Source organism: Nocardia lasii, from assembly GCF_042658545.1.
Lineage (GTDB): Bacteria > Actinomycetota > Actinomycetes > Mycobacteriales > Mycobacteriaceae > Nocardia > Nocardia lasii.
The window spans coordinates 101,357-125,885 of sequence record NZ_JBHSQN010000004.1 but is presented as its reverse complement, the minus strand read 5'-3'; the positions used below and the strand labels follow the sequence as shown (position 1 = coordinate 125,885).

General features: G+C 64.4%; 25 protein-coding genes, 1 tRNA gene and 2 pseudogenes. 21 read left to right on the top strand and 7 right to left on the bottom strand.

Annotated elements, in window-relative coordinates; all coding sequences use genetic code 11:
* Nucleotides 1-377: 377 nt before the first annotated feature.
* The 13 genes and pseudogenes from ACFP3H_RS09980 to ACFP3H_RS09920 all read left to right on the top strand — a co-directional run.
* Nucleotides 378-1,014, top strand: a pseudogene (locus ACFP3H_RS09980) (transposase); the annotation flags it as partial.
* A gap of 246 nt (nt 1,015-1,260) precedes the next feature.
* Nucleotides 1,261-1,689 carry a hypothetical protein gene (locus ACFP3H_RS09975; RefSeq protein ID WP_378602914.1) on the top strand — a complete coding sequence of 143 codons (429 nt, stop codon included), beginning with the start codon at nt 1,261-1,263 and terminating at the stop codon, nt 1,687-1,689.
* A gap of 521 nt (nt 1,690-2,210) precedes the next feature.
* Nucleotides 2,211-2,963 (top strand): annotated as a pseudogene (locus ACFP3H_RS09970) (transposase family protein); the annotation flags it as partial.
* A 368-nt stretch (nt 2,964-3,331) separates the two neighbouring features.
* A complete protein-coding gene (locus ACFP3H_RS09965) occupies nt 3,332-3,547 on the top strand; it encodes a hypothetical protein (protein ID WP_378602911.1) in 216 nt (71 codons plus the stop codon).
* A 93-nt stretch (nt 3,548-3,640) separates the two neighbouring features.
* The gene (locus tag ACFP3H_RS09960; RefSeq protein ID WP_378602908.1) at nt 3,641-5,194 is read left to right on the top strand and encodes a Gp37-like protein; all 1,554 of its coding nucleotides are present in this window, start codon (nt 3,641-3,643) and stop codon (nt 5,192-5,194) included.
* A gap of 25 nt (nt 5,195-5,219) precedes the next feature.
* Nucleotides 5,220-6,263 carry a hypothetical protein gene (locus ACFP3H_RS09955; RefSeq protein WP_378602905.1) on the top strand — a complete coding sequence of 348 codons (1,044 nt, stop codon included), beginning with the start codon at nt 5,220-5,222 and terminating at the stop codon, nt 6,261-6,263.
* A gap of 126 nt (nt 6,264-6,389) precedes the next feature.
* Nucleotides 6,390-7,346, top strand: a complete 957-nt coding sequence (locus tag ACFP3H_RS09950) for a hypothetical protein (protein WP_378602902.1) — start codon at nt 6,390-6,392, stop codon at nt 7,344-7,346.
* Entirely contained in the window at nt 7,343-8,395 is a 1,053-nt protein-coding gene (locus ACFP3H_RS09945) for a hypothetical protein (RefSeq protein WP_378602899.1), read from the top strand. Before ACFP3H_RS09950 ends, ACFP3H_RS09945 begins: the two co-directional genes overlap by 4 nt.
* Before the next feature lie 32 nt (nt 8,396-8,427).
* The gene (locus ACFP3H_RS09940) at nt 8,428-9,708 is read left to right on the top strand and encodes a hypothetical protein (protein ID WP_378602896.1); all 1,281 of its coding nucleotides are present in this window, start codon (nt 8,428-8,430) and stop codon (nt 9,706-9,708) included.
* An 8-nt stretch (nt 9,709-9,716) separates the two neighbouring features.
* Complete coding sequence (locus tag ACFP3H_RS09935; protein WP_378602893.1) at nt 9,717-10,100, top strand: hypothetical protein; 384 nt, start codon at nt 9,717-9,719, stop codon at nt 10,098-10,100.
* Nucleotides 10,100-10,543: a hypothetical protein gene (locus ACFP3H_RS09930; protein WP_378602890.1), complete on the top strand. Its 444-nt coding sequence runs from the start codon at nt 10,100-10,102 to the stop codon at nt 10,541-10,543. The genes ACFP3H_RS09935 and ACFP3H_RS09930 overlap by 1 nt, the downstream gene beginning before the upstream one ends.
* 539 nt (nt 10,544-11,082) lie before the next feature.
* A complete protein-coding gene (locus ACFP3H_RS09925) occupies nt 11,083-11,409 on the top strand; it encodes a hypothetical protein (protein ID WP_378602887.1) in 327 nt (108 codons plus the stop codon).
* A gap of 337 nt (nt 11,410-11,746) precedes the next feature.
* Nucleotides 11,747-12,208, top strand: a complete 462-nt coding sequence (locus ACFP3H_RS09920) for a hypothetical protein (protein ID WP_378602884.1) — start codon at nt 11,747-11,749, stop codon at nt 12,206-12,208.
* A 323-nt stretch (nt 12,209-12,531) separates the two neighbouring features.
* Here the strand turns inward: ACFP3H_RS09920 and ACFP3H_RS09915 are convergent, their stop codons facing one another.
* A complete protein-coding gene (locus ACFP3H_RS09915; protein WP_378602881.1) occupies nt 12,532-12,840 on the bottom strand; it encodes a hypothetical protein in 309 nt (102 codons plus the stop codon).
* Between ACFP3H_RS09915 and ACFP3H_RS09910 the strand changes: the two genes are divergently transcribed.
* On the top strand, nt 12,824-13,039 hold the full coding sequence (locus ACFP3H_RS09910) for an LppU/SCO3897 family protein (RefSeq protein ID WP_378602879.1): 216 nt from the start codon (nt 12,824-12,826) through the stop codon (nt 13,037-13,039). The genes ACFP3H_RS09915 and ACFP3H_RS09910 overlap by 17 nt on opposite strands.
* Before the next feature lie 295 nt (nt 13,040-13,334).
* Nucleotides 13,335-13,598, top strand: coding sequence for a hypothetical protein (locus ACFP3H_RS09905; protein ID WP_378602876.1), 264 nt, complete (start codon nt 13,335-13,337; stop codon nt 13,596-13,598).
* A gap of 50 nt (nt 13,599-13,648) precedes the next feature.
* On the opposite strand, the gene ACFP3H_RS09900 is transcribed toward ACFP3H_RS09905, so the two are convergent.
* Nucleotides 13,649-14,362, bottom strand: a complete 714-nt coding sequence (locus ACFP3H_RS09900; protein ID WP_378602874.1) for a helix-turn-helix domain-containing protein — start codon at nt 14,360-14,362, stop codon at nt 13,649-13,651.
* A gap of 107 nt (nt 14,363-14,469) precedes the next feature.
* Entirely contained in the window at nt 14,470-16,149 is a 1,680-nt protein-coding gene (locus tag ACFP3H_RS09895) for an FAD-binding protein (RefSeq protein WP_378602871.1), read from the bottom strand.
* Nucleotides 16,150-16,262: 113 nt separating this feature from the next.
* On the opposite strand from ACFP3H_RS09895, the gene ACFP3H_RS09890 reads away from it, so the two are divergent.
* Both ACFP3H_RS09890 and ACFP3H_RS09885 read left to right on the top strand, forming a co-directional pair.
* Nucleotides 16,263-17,390 carry a helix-turn-helix transcriptional regulator gene (locus ACFP3H_RS09890; RefSeq protein ID WP_378602868.1) on the top strand — a complete coding sequence of 376 codons (1,128 nt, stop codon included), beginning with the start codon at nt 16,263-16,265 and terminating at the stop codon, nt 17,388-17,390.
* Nucleotides 17,391-17,538: 148 nt separating this feature from the next.
* The gene (locus ACFP3H_RS09885; protein ID WP_378602865.1) at nt 17,539-17,796 is read left to right on the top strand and encodes a hypothetical protein; all 258 of its coding nucleotides are present in this window, start codon (nt 17,539-17,541) and stop codon (nt 17,794-17,796) included.
* 162 nt (nt 17,797-17,958) lie between these two features.
* Here the strand turns inward: ACFP3H_RS09885 and ACFP3H_RS09880 are convergent, their stop codons facing one another.
* Complete coding sequence (locus ACFP3H_RS09880) at nt 17,959-19,794, bottom strand: acyl-CoA dehydrogenase (protein ID WP_378602862.1); 1,836 nt, start codon at nt 19,792-19,794, stop codon at nt 17,959-17,961.
* Nucleotides 19,795-20,029: 235 nt separating this feature from the next.
* On the opposite strand from ACFP3H_RS09880, the gene ACFP3H_RS09875 reads away from it, so the two are divergent.
* Nucleotides 20,030-20,635 carry an alpha/beta hydrolase family protein gene (locus ACFP3H_RS09875; RefSeq protein ID WP_378602859.1) on the top strand — a complete coding sequence of 202 codons (606 nt, stop codon included), beginning with the start codon at nt 20,030-20,032 and terminating at the stop codon, nt 20,633-20,635.
* Nucleotides 20,636-20,664: 29 nt separating this feature from the next.
* On the opposite strand, the gene ACFP3H_RS09870 is transcribed toward ACFP3H_RS09875, so the two are convergent.
* A complete protein-coding gene (locus tag ACFP3H_RS09870; RefSeq protein ID WP_378602856.1) occupies nt 20,665-21,336 on the bottom strand; it encodes a class I SAM-dependent methyltransferase in 672 nt (223 codons plus the stop codon).
* Between the two features lie 169 nt (nt 21,337-21,505).
* Nucleotides 21,506-22,612, bottom strand: coding sequence for a DUF4185 domain-containing protein (locus ACFP3H_RS09865; RefSeq protein ID WP_378603201.1), 1,107 nt, complete (start codon nt 22,610-22,612; stop codon nt 21,506-21,508).
* A gap of 210 nt (nt 22,613-22,822) precedes the next feature.
* Here ACFP3H_RS09865 and ACFP3H_RS09860 point away from each other — a divergent pair, with 210 nt between their 5' ends.
* The 3 genes from ACFP3H_RS09860 (at nt 22,823) to ACFP3H_RS09850 (ending at nt 24,262) form a co-directional block, all read left to right on the top strand.
* On the top strand, nt 22,823-23,140 hold the full coding sequence (locus ACFP3H_RS09860; RefSeq protein ID WP_378602853.1) for a hypothetical protein: 318 nt from the start codon (nt 22,823-22,825) through the stop codon (nt 23,138-23,140).
* 131 nt (nt 23,141-23,271) lie between these two features.
* Complete coding sequence (locus tag ACFP3H_RS09855) at nt 23,272-23,772, top strand: NADPH-dependent FMN reductase (RefSeq protein ID WP_378602850.1); 501 nt, start codon at nt 23,272-23,274, stop codon at nt 23,770-23,772.
* On the top strand, nt 23,765-24,262 hold the full coding sequence (locus ACFP3H_RS09850; protein ID WP_378602847.1) for a flavin reductase family protein: 498 nt from the start codon (nt 23,765-23,767) through the stop codon (nt 24,260-24,262). Before ACFP3H_RS09855 ends, ACFP3H_RS09850 begins: the two co-directional genes overlap by 8 nt.
* A 187-nt stretch (nt 24,263-24,449) precedes the next feature.
* On the opposite strand, the gene ACFP3H_RS09845 is transcribed toward ACFP3H_RS09850, so the two are convergent.
* Nucleotides 24,450-24,520, bottom strand: a tRNA-Gly gene (locus ACFP3H_RS09845).
* Nucleotides 24,521-24,529 lie beyond the last annotated feature (9 nt).

Sequence of the window (24,529 nt, the reverse complement as noted above, 5' to 3'; positions counted from 1 at the left end):
GAATCGGCTGGCTGTGTCCAACTGCCCGCGCCGAGCCGTTTTCAGATTCTCCTAAATTCCCTGTTTATTTGGAAATTCCTTTGGTGGGCTAGACGTTGGTGGATGATTTCTAAGGTATCGATCCGCGCTGGAAAAAATCCCATTAGGTGGCCGCATAGGCTATGGGGGAGGTTGTGAAGTGATATTTCGTTTTTGTTATATCGCAAGGTGCCGAATCTGACGTAGGTTCTCTCCTGGTGCGGAATTCCGTTAATGCGACTGCACGCAGAACTACGGTGGATGGATGAGTTTGGGTCGGGTCTAAGAGATGTCCCGTAAGTCGTTGAGCGACAACGGGTACCGTGTCACCGGTGGTGATCTCGGCATCCGATCCGGTGATGGTGGAGCTGTTCTCCGGGCTGCGGCCGGCGACGTTCGCTCGGCTGATCACGAAGTTGCGGCGCGAGGGCGCTGACCGGCCGTTACGCGGTCGTCCCTGAGGTTTGCGCTTCGAGGACCGGGTGTTGCTGGTGGCCACATACTGGCGAACCAACCTGACAACGCGGCAACTCGCGGCAGTGTTCGAAGTCTCGAAGTCGGCCGCGGCCAGGGTGATCGAAGACCTGGGACCGGCATTGGCGCTCCGACCACGCGCCCGGTTCGCCCGCGGCGCGGTGTTGATCGTCGACGGAAACCCTGGTCCCGACCCGCGACCACAAGGTCGCCGCGCAGAGTAAGAACTACCGGTACTCCACTAACCACCAAGTCGTCATCGACGCTGACACCGAGTTGGTCGTCGCGCTGGGAAAACCGTTGCCAGGTAACCGCAACGACTGCCGAGCGTGGGCCGAGTCCGGTGCCGCTCACGCGTGCCGCAACGCGATCGTGATCGCTGATGGCGGCTACTAGGGCACCGGTGTGATCATCCCGCACCGTCGATCACCCGGTATCGAGTTGCCGGAATGGAAGCAAGCCCACAACAAGTCTCACCGCAAGGTCCGTGCTCGAGTCGAGCATGCCTTCGCCCGAAGGAGAGTATCCAGGTGTGGTTTCGGATGCTGAAATGCACTCCCTTGAAAACCTTCGGGGCATCCCAAAGGGTACGGTGAATAGCAGGGTGCACTTGAGTATTATTCGCAAGTCGTGGAACCGATTCTATCGCCGTCACGAGCAGGCTGGGACCATTCCGACCAAGCAGCAGTTACTTGACTATGCGACATACATAGATAGAACGTTTGGTCATTTCTTTGATCCGCCACTGTGATCGGCTAGGATAGTCGGATGGAATTCTATTGTATCGAACCCGAAGTAGCGGGCGGTCACGGTCCGCGGACTGTCTACAACCTCGAAAAGACACCGCCGGAGGTCCTCGTGCTCGAGTACGTGTTCGACGATTGGCTCGGTGATCCGCTCTTGGAAAGTAGTCCATGCTTCATTGTTACTAGGGATCTTATGGAGAAAATGGAGACCTCTGGTATGACGGGTATAGAGTTTTCGGAGGTGCTTACTTCCGTTTCTTCGGAGGGTATCGAACGGATGGATATAGATCTGCCTGAGTGGATGTGGCTCAAGCCGATCGGTGTGGCCTCCGTAGATGATTTCGGCCTAAGCGGCAATGGAGCTGTCCTGGTTGTTTCTAGTCCCGCATTGGAACTTCTGCTAGATTCGGGAATGAGCAATGCTGATATTCTGGCATTGCCGCAGCCTTGACGAAGCTGTATGCCGATTGTAACGGCATCAGCACTTTATGTGCCAATAACAGTAAGAGGTCCTCACGCGGTAGTCGAATTGGCGGATCTGGTCGAGCGTGCGCGGGCGGTGCTTGCGCGTCGTCCCGGCGGTATCTGTGCTGGTGACATGCCCGGCGGTCAAGGAGAAATGGGAGCGGTAGCCGGTGTATTCTATGGGCTAGCGAGCGTTCTCTCCATGACTAACGGTCCGCGAATGGGCATTGTCTCTATTTTTGGAACCGAGGACCTTGATGGCGGCCAATTTTACTGCGATTCTCTCGATGGTGGTCGGGAAGATTGGATCTGCTGCGGCTTGGTAGATATCTCGCCAATATTCATCCATAGAACCTCGGGTGCAGTATGGGTTCAGTGAGCCCTTTTCATCCTGCCGCTGAACGGCGTTGCCCCGCAGCATGATTGGCGCCTCCCTGGCGTGCGAACTGGCGAAGCCCCTGGTAAGAGAGCTGATTACCACATCGACTCGTCCACCAGAGGCTTCCCATGCTGTTTTACCGTGCCGCACTGCCGTTGTCATCTTCGACCCTGCACTTTCGTCGCCGCCGTGATCCGCCGGCGCCGACGCGAGATCGGATCACGGTGGCGCGCACTCGATCCCGGCCAACAAGCCATGCTTGTCCTGGTCTACCTGCGCAAAGGTGAACCATTCACCGATCTCGCGGCCGGGTTCGAGGTCTCTACGAGCACCGCCTGGCACTACGTCGAGGAAACAACCACGCTGCTATCAGCACAGGCACCGAGCCTGAGATCGTCGTTGAGGAAGGCCAAAGCCGCTGGTCACAGCTATCTGATTCTGGATGGCACCGTAATCGCGATCGACCGAGTCGCCGCAGATCGTCCGTTCTACTCCGGCAAACACCGGTTACACGGGATGAACGTGCAGGTCCTGGCCTCGCCCGAGGGCGAGATCGTGTGGCTCTCGCCAGCTTTACCCGGCAGTGTCCACGACAGCAAAGCTGCCTGGATCTGGCAGATCGTGACCGAGTTGGTCATCGGAGGCTGGGTCACGTTGGCGGACAAGGGCTACCAAGGCGTCGCGGGAGTTCTCACCCCGTACAAAGGGAGGAACAAGCCGGCCTCGCAGAAGCAAGCCAACCGCGCTCATGCCCGGCTACGCGGCCGCGGGAGCGGGCGTTCGCCCAGCTCAAAGTATGGAAGATCCTGCGCAAGCTCCGTTGCTGCCCGGACAAGACCACCCGTCTGGTGAAGGCGATCAGCGTTCTCCAGGATCACGAGCGTCAAGCCGCCCGCTTCGGCAGGATGAAAAGGGCTCAGGGTATGGTGCACGTCGACTTCCATTTCAGGCAGCCACTCATTGTGATCTAATTTATTCAGTAGCAGCTGAAGAAGTTGGTCGGTATCATGTCGGATATATGTGCAACCGGGATATGGAGAGTGGAGCATTGAGTCGATTTGCGGAGGTCATCGTAATCGCCCGTGATGGCCGGTCGGTAATGGAGCCATTGACAGAACCGGATTCTGATCGGGAATGGCATCAGTGTTTCACGCCGGTAGATGACTCAGTGTTCGAGGGGACCTTCATGGGTTCGTCCGACTGCTACATGTGGGTTATTCAGTTCTATAGGTATAACTGGTGGGGCCTCATGAAGCATCTCGAGGGGTTGGATTGGCCGGACCCCTACTCCGTGCAGGTTATGATCCGCGACGAGGAGGATGATTGCTTCGGGTTGTGGATGCTGCTTGATGGAAAGTTGCGCGAAATTCCGTTGATGAGCACTGTTCGAATTCCGAGTGACGAGTTGATTACCGGAGGCATTCTGGTTCGGGTCGAGAAGTATGACGATACTGTGGCCGAATAGTCGTATGCGAGTACGGCCCTGGTGAGGCCAGTGAAACCCAACCCGATCCGGGTTGGGTTTTTTTATGCCCAAAACAAGGAAAGGTGGTGGAGGATGGGTGTTTGGGAACCGTACGCGGAATCGCGGCGGATGGATGAGATGTTTCGGGTCGAGCAGGAGGATGCTCGGGATCAAGAGGTTCTTGTTCGATACTGGGACAAGGACATGCAGGAGGTGGGGGAGGAGCGGAATTACCTGTCGTTGCAGGTGAGCTTTCCGCGGAACTCCGCCGGCGGGTTGAAGATGATCTGTCCGCGCGACATGGTGCACTTCGACCATCTGTTCGGCAATCACGCGGATACGACGCTGCCGATCACCGTGAACACCAGGGGTTTTCGGTGGGACGGGTACATCACGAAGGCGTCGATCATTCGGGACGACAACGGGGTCGAGACGGTGGACATCGAGGCGATTCACGCCTGGAACCACGTGTCGACGATCTGCTGCTGGGCGAGCCCGTTCGCACCGGTGCTCGCGCAGTTTCCCCGTCACCACATCCTGTTCGGTCCGGTCAGGACCTTGGTGACGACCTACCTGACGATGAATCTGATGCGGCTGCAAGGGAACACGACGTTTCCCATCGCGGTGGTGCCGGTCGATCCGCGCACCGACACCAGTCGATGGAGTGCAGCCTCGGCGCGATTCGATATGGCGGACAAGCTGTTCGCGCCGATGCTCGAGGACTCCGGGGTCATGTTGACGGCCCGGTTCTTCCTGCCGGGTGAGGACGAGCAGCCGGCGCCGGAGTGGTTCTTCCTCGACAAGCCGACCGTGGTGTTGGAGACGGTCGACAAGTCCGGTGTGACCGGGCCGACCGGCACGCTGCTGGACGGCATCCTGTCGTGGTTCGAGGAGTTCGCCGATGACGGCACCACGCCGGTGCGGTATCCGAACTTCGACTCGACCAGCGAATACGAGGCGGTCTACGGGACGCCGGGCAAGTTCGGCACCATGCGGAACCTGCCCTGGGTCTGGTACTTCGAAGGCGAGTATTCCGGCATCGGCGCCTCCGAAGTGGCGCTGCACAAGCCGACCGCGACCGACATCATCGTCGGTGGCCGATCGCCGGGCTGGGTGAACGCCGGTATCGAGATGGCGATCAAGGGACTGCTGTCCCTGATCGGACTGGACTGGCTCTATCGCGGCCAGCTCGACGATGTGTTCCTCGCCTGGATGGTCTACCGGGACATGGAACGGGTCGACAAAGCCGGTCCGTACGCCTTCCGCGAGCTGTACATCACCGGCAGTGACAAGGCCTTCACCCTGGACGGCTTCGTCGCCGCGCGCCAGGGCCTGCACCTGACCCGCGGCTACACCAGCCACAAGGTGACCATCCAGGACAACGCCCCCTACCTGATCGGTCGCGACTTCGGCCTGGGTGACCAGATCGGATTCGCGATGGGCCAGAAGGTGTTCACCGACTTCGTCACCGAGCTGACGTTCACCGATGACCGCGAAACCGCAGCCAAATGGGAGATCACCGTGGGTGACGGGTCCGACGAGGAGGACTCGGTGGTCAAGGCGTGGCAGCGGCTCGGCCGCGTGGCCTCGGCGATCAAGGACCTGTCCACCGACGTGGGCGCCGACCTCGACCTGCTCATCATCTGACACACCTCACGCAGAGGAGGAAAACATGGCGGATATCAGTTTCCCCGCCCATATCACTGCCCGACGCACCCCCGATATCGATGGGCTGCCTATTCTCACCGCACAGGTCGACGTGGGCGACGATGTGCGCGACCTGCCGCTTCCTGCCGGTCCTTCCGGGCCGCAGGGTGCGCGCGGCAAACCGCGCAGCACCTTCCGCAAGATCGGGACCATCGCGAACGCCGCGGCACGGCCCACCGGGCTGGGTGCTGAGGACCGCGGCAAATGGTGGCATCGGCTCGACGACAACGGCATGGATGTGTGGACCGGCTCAGGTTGGCAGCATTCCGTTGACGCGGTCGGGCCGGTGGGTCCTGCTGCCGCGGCGAATGCGATCACCGTTGCCGAAGCGACAGTGCATAGCGAGACGCTGACAACCCCGGCGATCGAATTCATCGGGGCCGGTGCCGAACAGCAGCTCCGTTCGACGGCGGCGGCGGGCCTGCCGGGCCCGGTTGGTCCGGTCGGTGCGTCCGGCACCATCACCATGGCCGACGACTATGAAACGACCAGCGGTCCCAGCCACGGTGGCGTGTTCGCTTACGACCGAGTGACCCGACGCTTCCGGTCGGCATCCGCGCCCATGGGTGCTGGGCCGTGGGCCTGGTACCAGGAAGACTTCGTCGGCGAGACCGTGGCTGCGGTCAGTCGGATCGAGGTGGCGACTCTCACCATTCCCGCGCAGCCGTTCGCCTGGCGGCCGCTGGTGTACGGCCACTCCTATGTGTACTCGGTGAACAACGGCGCGCAATCCGGTGAATTCACTGTGCGCCTGAACAATTCGCAAGGTGCGGTACTCGCCACCACAGCGGCCGGCGCCGGTGGCTGGTTGTACATGCCTGTTATTCCGTGCTACCGGGACGGCACAACGACCCGTTCGCTGTCGCCGTCGTCGGACTACGCCGTTGTTCCCGCAGGCCAACCCGCGACACTTGCCGTCGCGGTCGAACGAGTCGGCACCGGTACCGGCAACATCGGGTTCCATCCGGGCCGGTGCTCTCTCGTCGTATTTGCCGAATCCACAGATTGAGTTGAAATGACTACTGTAGGAGAATATTTCGAGTCCACACTGGTCCGCGGCATCGATGAAGGTGTCGGACGTGCCGGCGTGGTTCAGGCAATGCACGGCACACCACGTGCCGGCGACCTGGAACTGATGACCGGGCTCGCGGGCCCGGTCGGCCCGACCGGCGAGGCGGCGCGGCCGTTTCGGTGGGAAGGCGACGTCGCCGATCAGGCCGCGCTGTCGGCGATCGGGGCGAAGCTCGGCATCGCCCACTCGGGCAAAGCGTGGCGGGTGCTGTCCACCGGGGCGCTCGTATATTGGAACGGTTCGGGATTCGACAGCTTCGCCGAGGCATTCGGTGCGGCTGGACCCGACGGCGAGTCCTGCTCGGTGACCATCGGTACGGTCGAAACCGGGCCGGTTGGATCCGATCTGGCAGTGACGGTCACCGGCGTGGCGCCGAACCTCGTGCTCAACTTCGTTGTGCCGAGAGGGGTTCAGGGCAAGAAGGGCGCACTGGGTGGGCCCGGCCCGCTTCGCCAGTCCCCCGACTATCTCGACGGAGCTCACGCCAATCGCGCTGTCCCGATGTGGGATGGCGCTCTCGGCAAGTGGAAGCCCACCCCCTACCCGGGCCTGCGTGGGCCGTGGACAATCAATGACAACCACGCGTGGGACGGCGGTGCCGGCTTCGTCGCTTCCCAGAGCAACATCTCCGCAGCGACCAAAGTCGTGGCCCAGCTGAATGTTCCCGCTCAGGACACCGCGTGGCGCCCGATGATCTTCGGCGGCGTAGTCGTGGGCTCGCGGGAGAACTACGACCAGTTCACCACGCGCGTCGACGCTGAGGTTCGCATCGGTTCGCCGACAGGCCAATTGGTGGCGCTGGGTTCGGGGCAGGTGACCGGCATCGTCAGCCGTGCCCGGTTCCAGCCGTTCTTCGGCGTGCGGAATCTGACGCCGACCAGCTCGGTCGGTGTTATCCCCGCTGGTCAGAGCGCCACTTTCTCCGTGGTACTCAGCCGCAATGCCGGCACCGCCAATTACGACTACATCATGGACGACTCGGAAGTCGTCTGCTTGGCTCGACCCGTGGGGGCAGTGTGAGTACCGAAGACCAGACGCCCGTATACGACGAAGACGTCATGATCACCATGCGTGGCGTCGCCGACTCGGTCGGTCTGCCGTACACGGTGAACCCCGTCGAAATGGTCGACCGGGAGGTGCTGATCGAGCTGCGGGAAGGCCCGCAGGGGCCGCCCGGCGCGGAAGGTGCGGCCGCTTGGCCCTGGCTGTGGCAGGGTGACGTCGCCGATGTCGCCGCGCTGACCGCACTCGGGCTGGGAACCGACGACGCGCGTAAGGCCTGGCGTGTAGTCGCCGAGAACGCGGTCTACTACTGGACTGGAATGGAACTCATCGCCTTCGATGATGCCTTCAAGAGTCCAGGTCGCCGCGGACCCGCGAACCAGCTGTCCGGCAGTGCTGTCGCGGGCCCGGTAGGCTCGTCCGCTTCGGTCCGAGTCATCGGTGAAGCACCCGGCCAGCACGTCGAAATCACCTTTCCGCGTGGTGCCACAGGAGTCCAAGGTGACCCTGGTGAAGCCGGCCGCATTCAGGACGCGGCGGACGTTCTCATCGATGAGGACCGTCCGCTGGGCCAGGACCACGTGCTGGCCTGGGACGCTACGGCACAGAAGTTTCGGCCCATCCCGACTCCGCATCCGCGCGGGCCGTGGGTGATCGGTGAGAAGCAGTTCCTTTCCGGGCAGAACCTCAAGGAGCAGAAGAAGGTTCTCGCCTCCATCACCATTCCGGCGCAGCCGACGGCGTGGCGACCGCTGGTCGAGGGCGGTGTGATTGTCCAATCCGGGCCGCCTGTGCGCTGTGACGTGCTGGTTCGAATCGGGAGCATCGACGGCGATGTCGTCGGGTATGGCTGGGGCCACCCGGTTACTCGGGCAGCTCACGTCCCGGTGTCGCCGGGGTGCGGGTTCGCCTATTCGTCGCAACCCAGCCCGACGTTCGGCGTCGTGCCCGCGAATCAGACGGTGACGCTCTACGTCGTGGTCGAGCGCGTGACCGGGACCGGGACATACAACGTCTACAACAACTACTCCCACCTTCAGGTCCGCGCGGTCCCGCTCACCGCGTGATCCCTTCTCCTACTCTCGAAAGGCATTGATCCATGGCTGATCTGCCCCCGCTCGAATACGGAAAGGTCGTCGGGCGGTTCCTCGCCAATATCAACGACGGGCCCGACCTCGGCGATCTTCCCGAATTCCCGCCGCTGACAGGAACTCTCACCTTCACCGCCGATGCGCCCAAAGTGCTGGTTCCCGGTGCTACGGCCGGCCCGGCGACCTACGTTCAGCTGCCGAAACACTACGAATGCCAGCTCGACGAGTTCGGCTATCTGACCTGGCGTGGCAAGCGTGGTGTGCGACTCGTGGCACCCAGTCCGGCGACCAATCCCTCGGACTGGACCTGGCGGGTGTCGTTCGATCTCTCGTATGACGGCGAGCGAATTCCGTTGGAGCCCTATAGCTTCAACGTGCCGAAGTACATGCCGGGGCCGGATTCGGAGAACCCCGATGGTGGGGCCACGGGCCTGGTCGATCTGACGCTGGTCTCGCCGGTTCCCGCCTCGGCGGGCAACGCGGTGGTGATGGGTCCGCCCGGGACCGGGCTCCAGATCGACGGTCAGGTCAACACCTACGCCGAACTCCCCGCGGCCCCGGCCATCGGCAGCCAGTTCATCGTCAAATCCGATGGGCTGCTGTACATCTACCGGGTAGGTGGCTGGACCGCCAACGGTCAGGGCATCGTGGTGCGTGGTCCGGCCGGCACCACCCAGTGGTCGGGGATCAGCGGTAAACCCGCCACGTTCCCGCCGGTCATCGGTGACACCGCGACCACGGCGGTGGCGGGAGACGATCCGCGCCTGAACAACGCACGTGTACCGACCGCACACACCCATCCGGCGAGTCAGATCGCCGATTCGACGGCCGTGGGGCGGACGCTGCTCACCGCTGCCGATGCGGCGGCGGTGCGGACCGCGGTCGATGCGGTGTCGAGTTCGGATCCGCGGCTGTCGGATGCGCGTACGCCGACCGCAGCGGGTCAGGCGTATGACATCGCGTTGAAGTCGCACAGCGGGATTCGTACGGCCGGGGCAGGCAGCACGATTCCGGAAGGGGTGCGGATCGAGCGGGCTATCACCATTTCCAAGGTGACCTACCGCGGCGAGACAGCCGGTACCGGCAACCTTGTGGTCGAGCTTCGCAAGAACGGCACGGCGGTGGCTGGGACCTCAGCGACGATCGCCGCGGCCAACCACGCGCTCGACACCACGGTCACCGGAACGTGGAGCTTCGCTATCGGTGACCGGGTCACAGTGCACGTGACGACAGTGGACAGTCCTGCGGGGCGTGGTCTGCAGGCGAGCATGCGGGGGGTGACGATTTGATGCCTACTATGCAGATCGGTGGGCCGGTGATGATGTGGGGGCCGGTTCCTGTTCAGGAGGAGGTGTCGGAGGGTGGGACGCCGGTGTGGGCTACTCCTGAATCGGGGTATCCGGGGGGTCTCGAGGAGGTTGTTGAGCCCGAGCCCGAGCCCGAGCCTGAGCCTGAGCCCGAGCCTGAGCCTGAGCCCGAGCCCGAGCCCGAGCCCGAGCCTGAGCCCGAACCCGAACCCGAACCCGAGCCGGATCCGGATCCGGAGCCCGAGCCCGAGCCGGATCCTGAGTCCGAGATCGAGTCGGTGTCTCAAACCGAGGTCGAGGTGGGGTCGGGTGTCGAACCCGTGTCGGAGTTCGTGAGCCCTCCTGGGGCGGCCGACAAGGAGGTGAGTGGCTGATGCCGCACATTTTCGCAGGTGGCGAGGCTCCCTTCAGTCCGTCCGGGATGACGAAGAACGGCAATGTCACGACGGGCGGCGCCACCGTTTTCACGGTTGTTCCCGGCTGGACGGCTGACACCGTCGGATACCCGGGCTCCGTAGTGTCCGGCAACGGACTCCAAACCCAGAGCGGTGCCGACGCCACGCCGATCGTCGCCAATGTCGCGTACTCGGGTGCCGGGATGGCGGGGAACTTCCAAGCCAGATTGGTGCTGAACGGGACCACGGTGATCGCGACGGGAGCGGTCGTGACAGGGAACCAGGGAACGATGGTGGTGAGCACTACTGCCGCGATCGCGCCGGGTGATGTAGTAACCGTCGAGACGACACACAATGTCAGTACACCGCTGTGGTACGCCACCATCACCGGAAGTGCCGCAACGTTTCTGCGGATCGGGTGATGTAGTGGTGTGAGCCCATCCGAAAGAGCCCAACCCCTTCGCGGGGTTGGGCTCTTTTTTGGTTTGGTAGTTGGCCGCAGTGCGAGCATGCGCGCGAATTAGACAGTCCAGCAACCATATTCGTGGAAGCATGATCGCGGCGTGGGCTGCGATCGTCCGTTGCGCGTTTATGCTTCACCTGGGTGCGCGTGACGTTCGGGAGCGAGCACTGCGTAGGCGCAGGGCCGGTCGGGAGCGCGAATGTGGAGGTTGCGGGGATGAGGAATCGGTTGGTCGTGCTCGGTGTGGCCGCGGTGATGTCGGTTGGAGTGGCTCTGGTGGGGGCGAGAGCTTCGGCGGTGCCGGTCGAGCTGCCGCCCATCGGGTCTGCTGCAGCGTCGGCGCCGACTGCTGAGGCGATAAACGCCGCGTTTCCGGGCATGGTTCCGTCGGCTGCCGACAACACGGTTGGGTACCGGGGTGCGACGTGTTGGTCCACTGGCCGCAGTCAGTGCGTGCTTTGATTGGTCTGGATCAAAATTCCTTGAAGGATTCGTTTTATGTCTGACTCTTTTCTCGATCTGCATGCTGGGCTAGATTTGGAGATCGGGCGGTTGGTGTTAGCGGAGATGTATGAGGAAGATGACTCGGCCGATCTCGTGATCGTGGTGGAGGGTGATCAGTACAGCATCACCCTGAAGTCGGCTTTGCAGCCGATCATCTTTCCGGATGACGACCTGTTGTATGCAGTGGGGAAACTGGTAGATCTTCATATCGAGCGTGGTTCGCATTTGCGATCTGCTACTTATCACTATGAAAAGGAGGCTGCCGGGACATGGGTCATGTCTGCGAAGTTTGAATACGACCGTCCCGAGGGTGTTGATTAGGATCGTAACGTGGTCTCGGTAACGGCCCTCGCTTCAGGCGCGTATATTGATCGACGGCGACGATGAGTCAGGCATTGTCCGAGCTTCGAATGGCGAAATTCTAGTCTCGGAGAACGTTCGATTGATTCCTGGAAAGGAGGTGTAGATGAGAGTCAAGTGGCCGGTTGCTCGGTGGCAGTGGGGGGTAGATCTATTTGATAGCAAGTTTTCCGGCGAGGCGGTAATTATGAAAAATTGCAACGTGCACGCTACCGTCCATGAGATCTTGTCCCGTCAGCGCCTTTCAGTGGGAGACCCGGCAACGTCTGCTCGTGTCACGAGCGCGGTAGGCGGGTCAGTGGCTGAGTTCGACTACCAGGGCGAGCTGTCGGTGATGGGATCCCGGTTGGTGGATCGAATAGGAAATCGAAGTGTTCAGCAGAGGGGCGAGTTTGTGCCGACATATTCGTGGACTCACTCCTGGTTGACGGGGCAGTTCGATCCCTATAGTCGATATAGCTATGATTCTGAAGCGCTCGCAGTTTTAGTAGGTTTCGGTGCGGACTATCTAACTGTTACATTGGAAACTTATATCGATGTATGGATGCCTTTTGACCTTCGGGGAAGAAGTCAGGCTGAGATATTTGCATACAATGCGCCGAGGCTGACCTCGGTTCTGCGTCAGATTTCGGACGCCATTGGTACGGAGATCGATCCGTGTGAGCGGTCCAAACTCGCCCGCGCAACCGAAACCGGTGTGGAGAACTATTTTGATGAAACCGGAATGGCAGAGGACGTCTGGTGTAGATACTTCGGTTAAACGAAGTGTCGATTGCGAACGCTCCCATGCCGGCCTTGTCTCTGACGGCTTCTTTCGGAGTGTTGTGAGACAGCATGATTGAGTGTTTGTGGGCTGAGTTGTGGGTTAGGATCTTCGGTTGCTCGATCGGCGGGCACTGTGGATCGAGGGAGTGTTGCGTTGGTAGATCAGGGGATTGGGGTGGTGGCTAATGGGGTTTATTGCTGTTTGTGTGGGGCTACGCCCGCGGTGCGGACGCCGATTCGGGGGCACTACGGGTTTGCGGTGTGGATGCGGTTTGTTACCGAGGCGGGGCCGTTCTGTCGGGACTGTGGGACGGCTACCTATCGGCGGTTGACGGTGGAGAGCGTGTTGATGGGGTGGTACGGGCTGGTTTCGTTGGTGGTGACGCCGGTGATCTTGGTACAGAACCTGGGGGCCGCGGGGCGGATCAAGGCGTTGGGGGCGCCGATTCCGGGGAGTCCTGGGCGGCCGTTGGATCCGGGGAAGCCGTTGCGGCGGCGGGCGGGGATGTTGGGGTTGTTGATACCGGTGGTGATGGTGCCGGTGGCGGCGTGGGCTGTGGTGGCATCGGAGGCGCGGTCGGCGGGCAGTGCGCTGGTGGGGGATTGCGTCGTGAACCACACGGGCAAGTTCGAGGACGATCGGCCCGATGTGGAGAAGGTGGCGTGTTCGGATCCGGCGGCGATGGGCAAGGTGGTCGCCAAGGTCGCGGGGACGGGGCAGTACGCGTCGGAGTTGGAGCGGTCGATGCGGTGCCGGGGCTATCCGGAGACCGAATTCGTTTATACGACAGGTGAGTTCACGCTGTGTCTGATCAGCCCGCGATGAGCGGGCGGGTGCGGGGCGGAGGGGGTCGTATGATCTTGGTGAACAATAGAATTGTTGATGGTTGAGCGGCTGTGAGGGTACTGGATATGGATACGGGGTTGGAGATTTCGCCGGGGTCGGCTACGCCGGTGATCTGGGGGTTGACCTCGCTGTTGCAGTTGGCGATCAACGCGTTGGGGTCCTGATCGCGGCTGTCTTGCCCCCCTTTCAACGGGCTGTCGCACGGGGTTGATCCGCTGTTAGACATCTTGTGCGGCGCACAGCCGTGGAAAGTCTGAATTACGAGGGGTTCACAATGAGCAAGATTCGTGTCTTCGGTGTGGCGATGGTCGCGGCGGCGAGCATCGGGGTTCTCGGTGCGGGGACGGCCTCGGCCGAAGAGCCCGCGCCCAGCACCGGGTCGTCGGAGCAGTTGGCGGCGCTGCTGGCGTCGCTGACCTCGGGGTCCTCGGAGGAAGCCGAAGAGGTCGTCGAGGAAGAGGCCGAGACCGGGTCCGCCGACGGGCTCGCCGCGCTGATCGAGCAGCTCACCTCGGGCTCGGGCGACGCCGAGGAGTAACCGAGTTCTCGCGGGCCCCCGTCGCTGCGGAGACGGGGGCCTCGCGGCGTTCAGCGGGCGGGGATCAGGCGGTAGAGCCACCAGGGGCGGGTGGGGTAGGCGGGGTCGTAGACGCGCAGGGTCATCCGGCGTTCCAGGCCGGTGCTGCGTTCGCGCAGGCGCAGGTGGCGGCGGGCGATGTCCTGGGCGCGCACGTCGCTGGTCCACACGGGATCCCAATCGGGTGAGCGGCTGCACTGTTCGGTGATCGCGGTGACGCGCTGATTGGCGACCAGGGGCGAGAGCATGCGGAAGGCGTGGACGAGCAATTGGGCCTCGGTGGTCCAGTCCAGATAGACCTTCTTCGCGACAGGATTGAGGAACATCCACTCGAGCTTGTTGACGCCGGCGCCGAGACCGGGGAACAGGCGCTGGTACTCGGCATTGGCGGCGAGCACGTCCATGGTGGGGAAACGGGCCAGGCAGGCGGGATGGGTGAGGCTGGCCAGGTCGGCGAGATCCTCGGCCGAGGGTGTGGTGAGGGCGGGGCCCGAGTCGACGGCGGGCAGGCCCAGGATCAGGATGTGCCTGCGATACCACAGCGGCACGTCGAGACTGTCGAAAAGGCGTTGCAGCATAGGCGAATTGGGGACAAGGGTGCCCGACTCGATCTGGCTGATCAGTAGCGGCGCCATCTTCGCGCGCACCGCCAGCTCGCTGCGCGCCAACCCGGCCGCCATGCGTCGCTCGCGTAAATACACACTGAGCGCGGTACTTTCACCCATCCCAACCCCCGAGCCTCACCCCGACCGACGGTGAACTCCAGGATACGCGGCGTTGATCACCGCCATCGAAAAACGGCCCGGAGCGCGAACTCCGGGCCGTGGCAGGGCTATCCGTGGTTGGACAGCCAGGTGCGTTTGGGGTCGTAGGTGTCGCGAATGTGGTGCAGGCGTTGCCATTCCGCCGGGGTGAAGGCCTTCGACGCGAGGCCGGGGCGCTCGGCGAAATTGCCGAAGACGCGGTCGTTGGCCCACGGGCGCAGGGCCGCGACGACACCCTCGGTGATCCGCTCGCCCATCGCGAAAAGTTCGGGAGTGGGGGTCACGCACACCGCGTACAGGGCGTAATCGCCGGGCAGGTGCGAGAGCGCGGCATCCTGCGGGCGGGCCAACGCGCCGCCCAGATGGCGGAAACCGGCGAACATCAGCGGGGTTTCCACGCCGGGGCCGGCGACGGCGAGCAGGGCGGCGATCGCCTCGGCGGGCAGGTGGTCGAACATGGCGTGGTCGCTCGCGACGGGCGTGGGGAACGGCGGGTCCATGTGCACGTCGAGCAGGGCGAGGGTGGGGATGCGGGTGAAGGTGTCGAGTTCGGGGGACAGGGCGCGTAGGGGCGCCAGGAGTTCGGCTGCGCGGGAATCGGATTCGAGGACGGCGCCGTCGATGACCACCAGGCTGCGGCCCGACAGGAACGGGGGGAGCTCGGGGACCGGAGGGAAGCGCATGAGGCGCAGGGACGTGGTGACCGACTCGGGGAGCGAGCGCGTCCAATCCGCCCAGGCCGCAACGACATTCGGGGCGTGCTCGATGTCCCACAGCAGCATGCCCGCGTACACGTCGGCCAGGTCCAGCAGGTCGAGTTCGAGGGCGACGACGACACCGAAATTGCCGCCGCCGCCCCGCACGGCCCAGAACAGGTCGGGATGATCCTCGGCCGTCGCGCGGACGAACGAACCGTCGGCGGTGACCAGTTCGATCGCGCGAACCGCGGAGCTCGCCAGACCCTTCTCGCGACCGTAGAACGACAGACCGCCGCCGAGGACAAAACCCGCCACCGCCACGTCGCCCGCGCTGCCGTGCAGGGCAGTGAGGCCGTGCGGGGCGGCGGCGGCGATCACGTCACGCCACAGGGTGCCGCCGGTGACGCGCGCGGTGCGGGCGGTCGGGTCGACGGTGACGCCGGTCAGTTCGTGCAGACGCAACAGGACCACCCGGGCGAAATCGGCGTCGGCCAACGTGGACGCGGCGTGGCCGGTGCTCTGCGGGGCGATCCGCAAGCCGAGCGCCGCCGCGCGGCTGACCACCTCGATCACATCCTCGACCGAACGGGGCACCGCGACCGCCGCGGGACGCTGGTCCACGGCGACATTCCACGGCGCGCGATGCTGGTCATACCCGGCGTCGCCGGGGAAATAGACGACGTCGAGGCCGCGTAAAGCGGCGACGTCGGGCGTGGTCTGGGTCATGTTCGATCCTTCTGTTCGGCAGGTGGTGAGCCGGACGCGCGCGGAAAGCTCGACGAGCATCCCGGGCACGGCCAACCGCGCGACATCGACGAGCTCCACCGACACCGGGGCGCCCGCGAGCCATTCCTCGACCAGATCGACGAGATCGGCGACCGGAACGCGCGTGCGAATCCGCAAGACCTCGATCGACGCGGCACCGACCCCTCGTGCGGTGAGCGCCGAATCGAGACGCGCGAACGCCAGACACAGCTGGGCGGCGGCGTCCTCGGCGTGGACCAGTCGACCTGTCTCGTCGACCGGAGTGGTCGCGATGGTGATTGTCACCGGACCAGATTCGTTGGAAACGGGTCGCTCGGGCCATCCCAAGCGGGCGGGGAAACGGGCATCCCAAGGATCTGGGATATCGGAGGTTACGGTCGCGGCGCCATACTGGAGACATGCTCAGCCGGTTACTCCCCGAGCGCGTGCGCGGCGATCTCGACGTGCTCTCCCGCGCCGGACTCGGCCTCGACGACTTCCTGCTCGAGGCCACCGACGCGGTGCGCCGCGTGGTGCCCGCGGTGGCCGCGTGCGTCGGCACCCACGATCCGGCGACGATGATGCTGACCAGCGCGCGCAAATACGGGTCGCTGGTCGCCAACAACGACCACGACATGCTCTGGGGAGTCATCGAGTACGGGGTCGAGGACGACACGTCGTTCCGGTCGCTCGCGGTCTCGGACCGGCAGGCGGTGGGGATGCGCGCGGTGCTCGGCGACGAAGTCGAACGCAGTGAGCGGATGGCGCGGTTGATGCGGCCCGTCTACGGGTTCGCCGACGAGTCGCGGCTGGTGTTCCGGGACGGGTCGGGGGTGTGGGGGTGCATGGCGATGTTTCGGGGGAGCGACGATCCGCGCTTCGGTGACGACGAGATCGACTATCTGGAGACGCTGTCGGGGGCGTTCGCGCGGGGAGTGCGGTCGGGGGTACTGACCCGGCTCGCCGACGGGGAACCGCAGGTGCCCAGCGGGCCGGCGGTGGTGATCGTGGACGCGCGCGACGAGGTGGCGCAGATCAGCCTCGGGGCCGAGGAACGGTTCGCGCAATTGCGGTTCTCGGTGCACAGTGGCGACCCGTTGAGCATCGTGTTGTCGCTGGTCAGCGCGGCGCGGCGGATGCTGGTGACGCCGGGGGCGCAGATGCCGCGAGCTCGGGTGCGCACGGCCTGCGGGGTGTGGTTGGTGCTGCACGCGTCGCCGTTGGCGGGGCGCGACGGGTCGGTGGGGGATGTGGTGGTCACGATCGAGGAAGCGCGACCGCCGGAAATCGTCACCCTCGTCGTCGCCGCCTTCGGGCTGACGCCGCGTGAGCACGATGTGACGCGGTTGGTGCTGCAAGGAGTGGAGACCAAGGAGATCGCGGCCACGCTGCATGTGTCGGCCTACACCGTGCAGGATCATTTGAAATCGATCTTCGAGAAGGCGGGGGTTCGCAGTCGGCGGGAGCTGATCTCGCGGGTGTACTTCGAGCAGTATGTGCCGCGGATGGGGGCGCAGGTGAGTCCGTCGGGGTGGTTCGCGCAGTGATGATGCGCGGCGCCGAGTGACGTCGGCACAGATGGTCCGGGTTGTCTTGCCCCTATTCCTACCTCTACCCGTGGGCGGGCCACGGCTGTTAGAACGGGATCGGTGCCGGAACATCTCTGGCCAATGTCTGAAAAATTAGGGGTTCACAATGAGTGGAATTCGGCTGTTCGGCGTTGCCGCGGCGGCGGTGGTCAGCGTCGCGATGCTCGGCGCCGGTGCCGCTTCGGCGGAAACCACGCCCACCGGGTCGGCCGACCTGTCGGCGCTGACCTCGGGCACGGCCGATACCCCGGAGTCGGTGTCCTACCCGCCACAGGTCTACACCGGTTCGGGAGAAGCCTTCGACACCCTCCTCGAACAGCTCTACGTGATCTTCTTCCCGGCCAAACCGCCGACCGGCAACTGAACGACGAACGGCCCGGAGCAAAAAGCTCCGGGCCGTTCAACTGATCTCGCGAGAACATGGGTAACTCACCGGGAACCGGCTAACTCCCCACGCACCTTCCCGCCAGTCGCGTCCCCGACCGGACAACCACCTGAGTCCGGCCGAAATACGCGGAGAGGCGGATCAGAAGGCGGCTTCGTCCAGTTCCATGATGTCGTTGTCGAGGTTGGCGAGGATCGCGCGGGTGGCGGTCAGCTCGGGGAGGATGTTGCGGGCGAAGAACTGGGCGGAGGCGACCTTGCCGGTGTAGAAGGCGACGTCGGAGCCGGTGGCGCCGTTGTCGAGGGCGGCGAGGGCGATCTCGGCCTGGTTCAGCAGCATCCAGCCGATGAACAGGTCGCCGACAGCCATCAGGAAGCGGACCGAACCCAGGCCGACCTTGTACAGCTCGGTCGGCTGCTCCTGGGCGCCCATCAGGTGGCCGGTCAGGGTGGCGGCCATGGTCTGGACATCCTCGAGCGCGGTGGCGAGCAGCTTGCGCTCACCCTTGAGACGCTCGTTGGCGGAATCGGACTCCAGGAACTTCTGGATCTGGCCGGCCACATGGGCCAGGGCCACACCGCGGTCGCGGGCGATCTTGCGGAAGAAGAAGTCCTGCGCCTGGATGGCGGTGGTGCCCTCGTAGAGCGAGTCGATCTTCGCGTCGCGGATGTACTGCTCGATCGGGTAGTCCTGCAGGAAGCCCGAGCCACCGAAGGTCTGCAGCGAATCGGTCAGGTACTGGTAGGCGCGCTCGGAGCCCACACCCTTGACGATCGGGAGCAGCAGGTCGTTCACGCGGAACGCGACGTCCTTGTCCGCACCCGAGACGACCTCGGCGATCTCCGGGTTCTGGTGCGCGGCGGTGTAGAGGTAGATCGCGCGCAGGCCCTCGGCGTACGCCTTCTGGGTGGCCAGCGAACGACGCACGTCCGGGTGGTGGGTGATGGTCACGCGGGGCGCGGCCTTGTCGGTCATCTGGGTGAGATCGGCACCCTGGACGCGGGTCTTGGCGTAGTCCAGCGCGTTCAGGTAACCGGTCGACAGGGTCGCGATGGCCTTGGTACCGACCATCATGCGGGCGTTCTCGATGACGTCGAACATCTGCGCGATGCCGTTGTGCACCTCGCCGACCAGCCAACCCTTGGCGGGCACGCCGTGGCCGCCGAAGGTGACCTCACAGGTGGTGGAGGCCTTGATGCCCATCTTGTGCTCGACGTTGGTGACGAACACACCGTTGCGGTCGCCGTAGGTCTCGGTCTCGAAGTCGAAGTGGACCTTCGGGACGTAGAACAGCGACAGGCCCTTGGTGCCCGGTCCGGCACCCTCGGGGCGAGCCAGCACCAGGTGCATGATGTTCTCGAACAGGTCGTCGGAATCGGCCGAGGTGATGAAGCGCTTCACACCCTCGATGTGCCAGGTGCCGTCTTCCTGCTTGATCGCCTTGGTGCGACCGGCGCCGACATCGGAGCCCGCGTCGGGCTCGGTCAGCACCATGGTGGCGCCCCAGTTGCGGTCGGCGATCTTGGCCGCCCACTTCTTCTGCTCTTCGGTGCCGTTGTTGTAGAACACCTGGGCGAAGCCGGCGCCCGCGGCGTACATCTGGATGGGCGGGTTGGCGCCGAGCACCATCTCCGACAGGGCCCACGCGACGGCGGACGGAGCGGCGAGGCCGCCCAGCTCCTCGTTCAGCGGGACCTTGGACCACTCGCCGTCTTCGAGCGCCTTGTAGGACTTCTTGAAGGACTCGGGCAGCTTGACGGTATGGGTGTTCGGGTCGAACACGGGCGGGTTGCGGTCGGCGTCGGCGAACGACTCGGCCAGCGGGCCCTCGGCCAGGCGGCGGACCTCGGAGAGCATTTCCTTGACGGTGTCGGTGTCCAGGTCGCCGAAGGCGCCTGCGTCGAGCACCTTGCCGATGCCGAGAACCTCGAAGAGGTTGAACTCGAGGTCGCGGACGTTTGCCTTGTAGTGGCCCATGTGAGTTACTCACTCTCCATTGAGTTCTGGTGCGGTCGGTGGGGTGCCGTTCCCGCCCGTCGGTGTGTCGACCGGACTAGCTCTGCCGGTTTTCCGCATGCTACTCGCGGGTAACTTATGCACCATATTACCGGCCGGTAGGGCTCTCGGCAAAGGGGCGGATGGCAATGTGATGTGAAAAACACGCGCGACTGCCGAAACGTTGCTCGCCGCGACCACGGGGCTACCGTGAGGTGTGCGCATCGAAACGACCGCGGGACCGGCCGAGATCGAGCTCGACGACGTGGATCGCCCGGCTTTCCTGCTGGTGATCACGCACGGAGCCGGTGGTGGAGTCGATGCGAAAGACATTCTGGCCGTGCGGGATTCGGCCCTCGAGGGCGGTGGAGCGGTAGCTCGGGTGGTGCAGCCGTACCGGGTTGCCGGACGGCGGGCGCCGGGCAACGCCGACGTGCAGGACCGGGCGTGGCTCGAGATCGTGGGTGCGCTGCGGGAGCGGTTTCCCGGGGTGCCGGTTGTTCAGGGGGGTCGCAGCAACGGGGCCCGGGTCGCGTGTCGGACGGCCGTGGCGGCGGGGGCGCGGGGTGTGCTCGCGCTGTCGTTCCCGTTGCATCCGCCGGGCAAACCCGAGAAGAGTCGGCGCGAGGAGCTGCTGGCGACCGGGGATATCGAGGTGGTGGTGATCAACGGGGGAAGCGACCCGTTCGGGGTGCCCGATCCCGCCGACGCCGCCGAGGTTCGGGTGATTCCCAAGCAACCCCACTCGTTCCGCACCGGCTTCGACGTCATCGCCGCCACCGTCACACCCTGGTTCGCCCGGTGGGCGGTCGGCCGAGAGTAGCGAAAGCCGGCAGGGCCTGATGATCTTGATCAGTCGGTGGGTTCGGGCAGGGGGCGTTGGGCGATGAGCAGGGAATCTATGGCGTCGGGGCCCTCGGTGGGGCGGAAGATCTCGTGGGCGGTGGGGATGGTGAGCCCGGCGTGGGCGAGGTCGGCGCGCAGGTCATCGGGGGTGAAGAGGATGTCGGGGTCCTGGGGGCCGCCGTAGCCCTCGGTGACATTGCGGGTGGCGTGGCCCAGGATCAACAGCATGCCGCCGGGGGCGAGCAGGGCGGCGAGGTCGTTGAGCAGGGTGCGGCGTTCGTCGGCGGGGAGGTGGACGAAGACCATGAGGATGAGTTCGTAGGGGCCGGTGATGTCGGCGGCGGCGAGTTCGGTGATGTCGGCGGTGCGCCAGTCGACCCGGGAACGGACCGAACGGGACAGGCGGGCGGCGACGGTTCGGCCCTTGTCGATACCGACCTGCGAGAAGTCGACGGCGGTGACCTGCCAGCCGTGGGTGGCCAGCCAGAGAGCGTGGCGGCCCTCGCCGCAGGCCAGGTCGAGGGCGCGCGGGAGTGCGGGGGTTACGCCGGATTCGTCGGGGAGTAGAGGGATCCGGCGGTCGAGGCCGTAGACGTATTCGACGACAGTGCTGTTCGGCGGGGCACCCCACACCAATTCACTTCGCGCATAACGCCTATCCCACTCTCCCGCGTCCATTCCGCCTCCCCGCGAATTCTGGGCTCCGCCGCCTCCCCGTGACCTCTGGCCAGACTGAGGGTCGCAGCCGATAGCGACGCGGCTGCCAGGGGGACGTGATCATGTTAGCCCGTACCCGGTGAGTTACCCATGTGCTTACGAGACATGGTCATTCGAGTGGGTGTCTTTTCTACAACGTTGTTCTCATCAGGACGACGTTGTACTGGGTGTGGATGGTGGTCATGAAGTAGAGGTCGCGGCCGGTTTGGTACGGGTAGATCGACGGGGCGTAGGCGGTGGGGAGTTGGCGGGCGTCGATCAGGACCTCCGGGGCGCTCCACGGGCCGACGGGGGAGGAGGCGCGGCGCAGCACCACGGAGTTGAACGGGTCGGTGGTGAGGGAGATGAATTGGCCGAGGTACTCGTTGTACATCACCGAGAGTTCGCCGACGCCGCCCATGATCGGGGCCGCCGCGTTCACGTCGTCGAGCTTCCAGGCGCCGCCGTCCCAGTACTCGTAGGCGGCCAGGTTCTCGATCTGGGACTCGGGGACGCGGGCCACGAACGCCTCGTTGTTGCGGCCCGAGGGGGTGCCGTACTCGTAGATGAAACCGCCGTCCCTCAGGAAGGCGTTCATCTGGAAATTGCTGTGGCCCGCCTCGTTGGGGCGGCGGGTGTGGCCCAGATCGGCCCAGGTCTCGCCGTTGTCGGCGGAGGCGGCCAAGCCGGAGAAACTGGTGGTCCAGTCGCCGGGGGCATCCCAGGTCTTCACCGACATCAGCGACATGTACTGCACGCCGTTGACGGAGATACCCGCCGTCGGGATGCGGCTGATCTCGATGAACGGGATCTTCGGGCTGGGGATCAGGTCACGGGCCTGGCCGACCACGTCGCGCACCACATTGTCGAACATGATGCCGTCGGCGGGATCGCGGTCGCGGGTGCGGACCAGGATATTGGAACGCCACGCCCAAGTGCTGCCCGCGAGCAGATTGGGGAAACCGATACCCGCGGTGTCGCCGAAAGCGGTGAGCATCTCGCCGTGGCCGTTGTCCCACATGATGCCCAGATCGGTGCCGAGCACGTTGTAGTTCTGGGTGTTGTTCGGGCTCGCCATGCCCGTCACCTGGAACACGGCCTCGGTGCGGCCGTGCAGGACCGGCAGGCCGTGCGTGCCGTTGAGCACGGGAATCGGGTTGATGGCGTTGGGGTTCGCGAGGACGGGAGACGCCGCGCTCACCAGCAAGGCCGTGGTTCCTGCCAGCGCCGACAGCAGGATTGATCCGGTCTTGTTCACGGTGTCTACTGCCTCCACAGCTCGATTGGCCAGCAAATCGAAGCGATGCTAACAGTCTCGGAATGTGATCCCGGGTACATCGGGTAGTTATTCGGCATGAATTCTTGTCGGATCGTTTGTGGCCGGCGGTGGGTGGCCACCGTGGGCGGTGTGCGGCATGATCCGAACCGTCGCGGGTCGGCCGATCCGCGACGATCGAGAGGAACCAGAGTGCGCAACAGTCTGATCGCCGTGGCACTGCTCACGCTGCCGGTGCTGGTGGCGGGCTGCGGCGGCGACGAGGCGCCCGCGGTAACCCAGGCGGAACTGTCGAAGTCGTTGCAGGACAAAGGGTTGAAGGACACGGACCTGGCCGACTGCGCGGCGCGGGTATTCATCGACTCGGGGATGTCGCAGGACGGGCTGCGGGTCATGGTGTCGAACGCGCAATCCGACGACCCGGTGAAACTGCTCGGCGAGAACGACGCGGCGAAGGTGAGTGCGGCCCAGTCGAAGATCGCGGCCGAGTGCGTGCGCATGGGCAGCTGAGGGCTATCGATCGCGGCGATTCAAACCCTCGTTCGGTATGCGCGTCGGTGTTGCACTGGAAACGCCGACGCACGACAGGAGTTGCCAGTGACAACGAGGACGACGAACACGCCGAGCACCGGGACACGACGATGAGCGTGACGGTGGTGGTCGGGAATCCGAAACCGGCCTCGCGCACGTTGGACGCGGGCATTCGAGTGGCTCGGGCGTTGCGGCCCGAGGTCGAACCGGCCGTGATCGACCTGGTCACGCTCGGTCCCGGACTGCTCGGATGGGGCGATCCCGCAGTGGGCGCGGCGGTACGGACGGTGGCGGCTTCGGAACTGGTGGTCTTCGCCAGTCCGACCTTCAAGGCCACCTACACCGGGCTGTTGAAGCTGTTCCTCGAGCAGTTCGACGGGGGAACCGGACTGGCGGGCGTGCTCGCGGTGCCGGTGATGCTCGGGGCCGGACCCGCCCACGCGTTGGCACCGGACCTGCTGCTCAAGCCGGTCCTGGTGGAAATCGGTGCGACCGCTGCCCTACCCGGGCTCTATCTCGGGGACCGCACCTACGCCGACGACGGCGTGATCGAGGCGTACGCGCAGCGGTGGGCGCCGGTGGTATCGGCACTAGAGGTGAAACATGCATGAGCTCTTGGACTTTCCCGCCGACGGCAACGGACTGCGCCGCGCCTTCGCGAACTTCCCCAGCGGGGTGGTGGCGGTCTGCGCCGAAATCTACGGGGTACCACACGGTTTGGCGGTGAGCACGTTCGTGCCCGTCTCCCTGGACCCACCCCTGGTGTCGTTCTGCGTCCAACACTCGTCCTCGACCTGGCCGAAACTCTCCGGCGCCACCCACCTCGGATTGAGCCTGCTCGGCACCGACCAGCAGGCCGCGGCCAAGGCACTGGGCGCCCGCAACGGCGACCGCTTCCGCGAAACCGCCGTGCACCGCGGGACCGGCGAAGCGGTATTCATCGACGGAGCAACAGCCTGGATCGAAGGAGTACCGGAAACCCAGGTCACCGCCGGCGACCACCTGGTAGTGATCCTGCGAGTCCACCGAGTGGCAGCCCGAGAGGGAATCGACCCACTGGTCTTCCACGGCAGCAAGTTCCGCACCCTGCACACAGGCTGATCAGCCCCACAAAAAAGGCCCCGGATCACAAGATCCGGGGCCTTCCCCGTAAAAAACCCACTGATCTCACAAGAACATGGGTAACTCACCGGGCACGGGCTGACCAAACCAAACACCCACCCGCCGGCCGCACAAAAAAGCCTCCCCGCATCTAGGTCTGGCCTAAAAACGCGGGGAGGCGGACGAGAGCCGATGACGGGAATCGAACCCGCGCCATCTGCTTGGGAAGCAGAAGTTCTACCATTGAACTACATCGGCATTGTGCGC

Coding starts and splice junctions, on each gene's coding strand:
- ACFP3H_RS09855 (WP_378602850.1), top strand. CDS start 23,272: ATGAGCGTGACGGTGGTGGTCGGGAATCCGAAACCGGCCTCGCGCACG.
- ACFP3H_RS09850 (WP_378602847.1), top strand. CDS start 23,765: ATGCATGAGCTCTTGGACTTTCCCGCCGACGGCAACGGACTGCGCCGC.
- ACFP3H_RS09925 (WP_378602887.1), top strand. CDS start 11,083: ATGTCTGACTCTTTTCTCGATCTGCATGCTGGGCTAGATTTGGAGATC.
- ACFP3H_RS09960 (WP_378602908.1), top strand. CDS start 3,641: ATGGGTGTTTGGGAACCGTACGCGGAATCGCGGCGGATGGATGAGATG.
- ACFP3H_RS09965 (WP_378602911.1), top strand. CDS start 3,332: ATGAAGCATCTCGAGGGGTTGGATTGGCCGGACCCCTACTCCGTGCAG.
- ACFP3H_RS09905 (WP_378602876.1), top strand. CDS start 13,335: ATGAGCAAGATTCGTGTCTTCGGTGTGGCGATGGTCGCGGCGGCGAGC.
- ACFP3H_RS09900 (WP_378602874.1), bottom strand. CDS start 14,362: ATGGGTGAAAGTACCGCGCTCAGTGTGTATTTACGCGAGCGACGCATG.
- ACFP3H_RS09880 (WP_378602862.1), bottom strand. CDS start 19,794: ATGGGCCACTACAAGGCAAACGTCCGCGACCTCGAGTTCAACCTCTTC.
- ACFP3H_RS09890 (WP_378602868.1), top strand. CDS start 16,263: ATGCTCAGCCGGTTACTCCCCGAGCGCGTGCGCGGCGATCTCGACGTG.
- ACFP3H_RS09870 (WP_378602856.1), bottom strand. CDS start 21,336: ATGGACGCGGGAGAGTGGGATAGGCGTTATGCGCGAAGTGAATTGGTG.
- ACFP3H_RS09885 (WP_378602865.1), top strand. CDS start 17,539: ATGAGTGGAATTCGGCTGTTCGGCGTTGCCGCGGCGGCGGTGGTCAGC.
- ACFP3H_RS09975 (WP_378602914.1), top strand. CDS start 1,261: ATGGAATTCTATTGTATCGAACCCGAAGTAGCGGGCGGTCACGGTCCG.
- ACFP3H_RS09940 (WP_378602896.1), top strand. CDS start 8,428: ATGGCTGATCTGCCCCCGCTCGAATACGGAAAGGTCGTCGGGCGGTTC.
- ACFP3H_RS09935 (WP_378602893.1), top strand. CDS start 9,717: ATGCAGATCGGTGGGCCGGTGATGATGTGGGGGCCGGTTCCTGTTCAG.
- ACFP3H_RS09950 (WP_378602902.1), top strand. CDS start 6,390: ATGACCGGGCTCGCGGGCCCGGTCGGCCCGACCGGCGAGGCGGCGCGG.
- ACFP3H_RS09955 (WP_378602905.1), top strand. CDS start 5,220: ATGGCGGATATCAGTTTCCCCGCCCATATCACTGCCCGACGCACCCCC.
- ACFP3H_RS09930 (WP_378602890.1), top strand. CDS start 10,100: ATGCCGCACATTTTCGCAGGTGGCGAGGCTCCCTTCAGTCCGTCCGGG.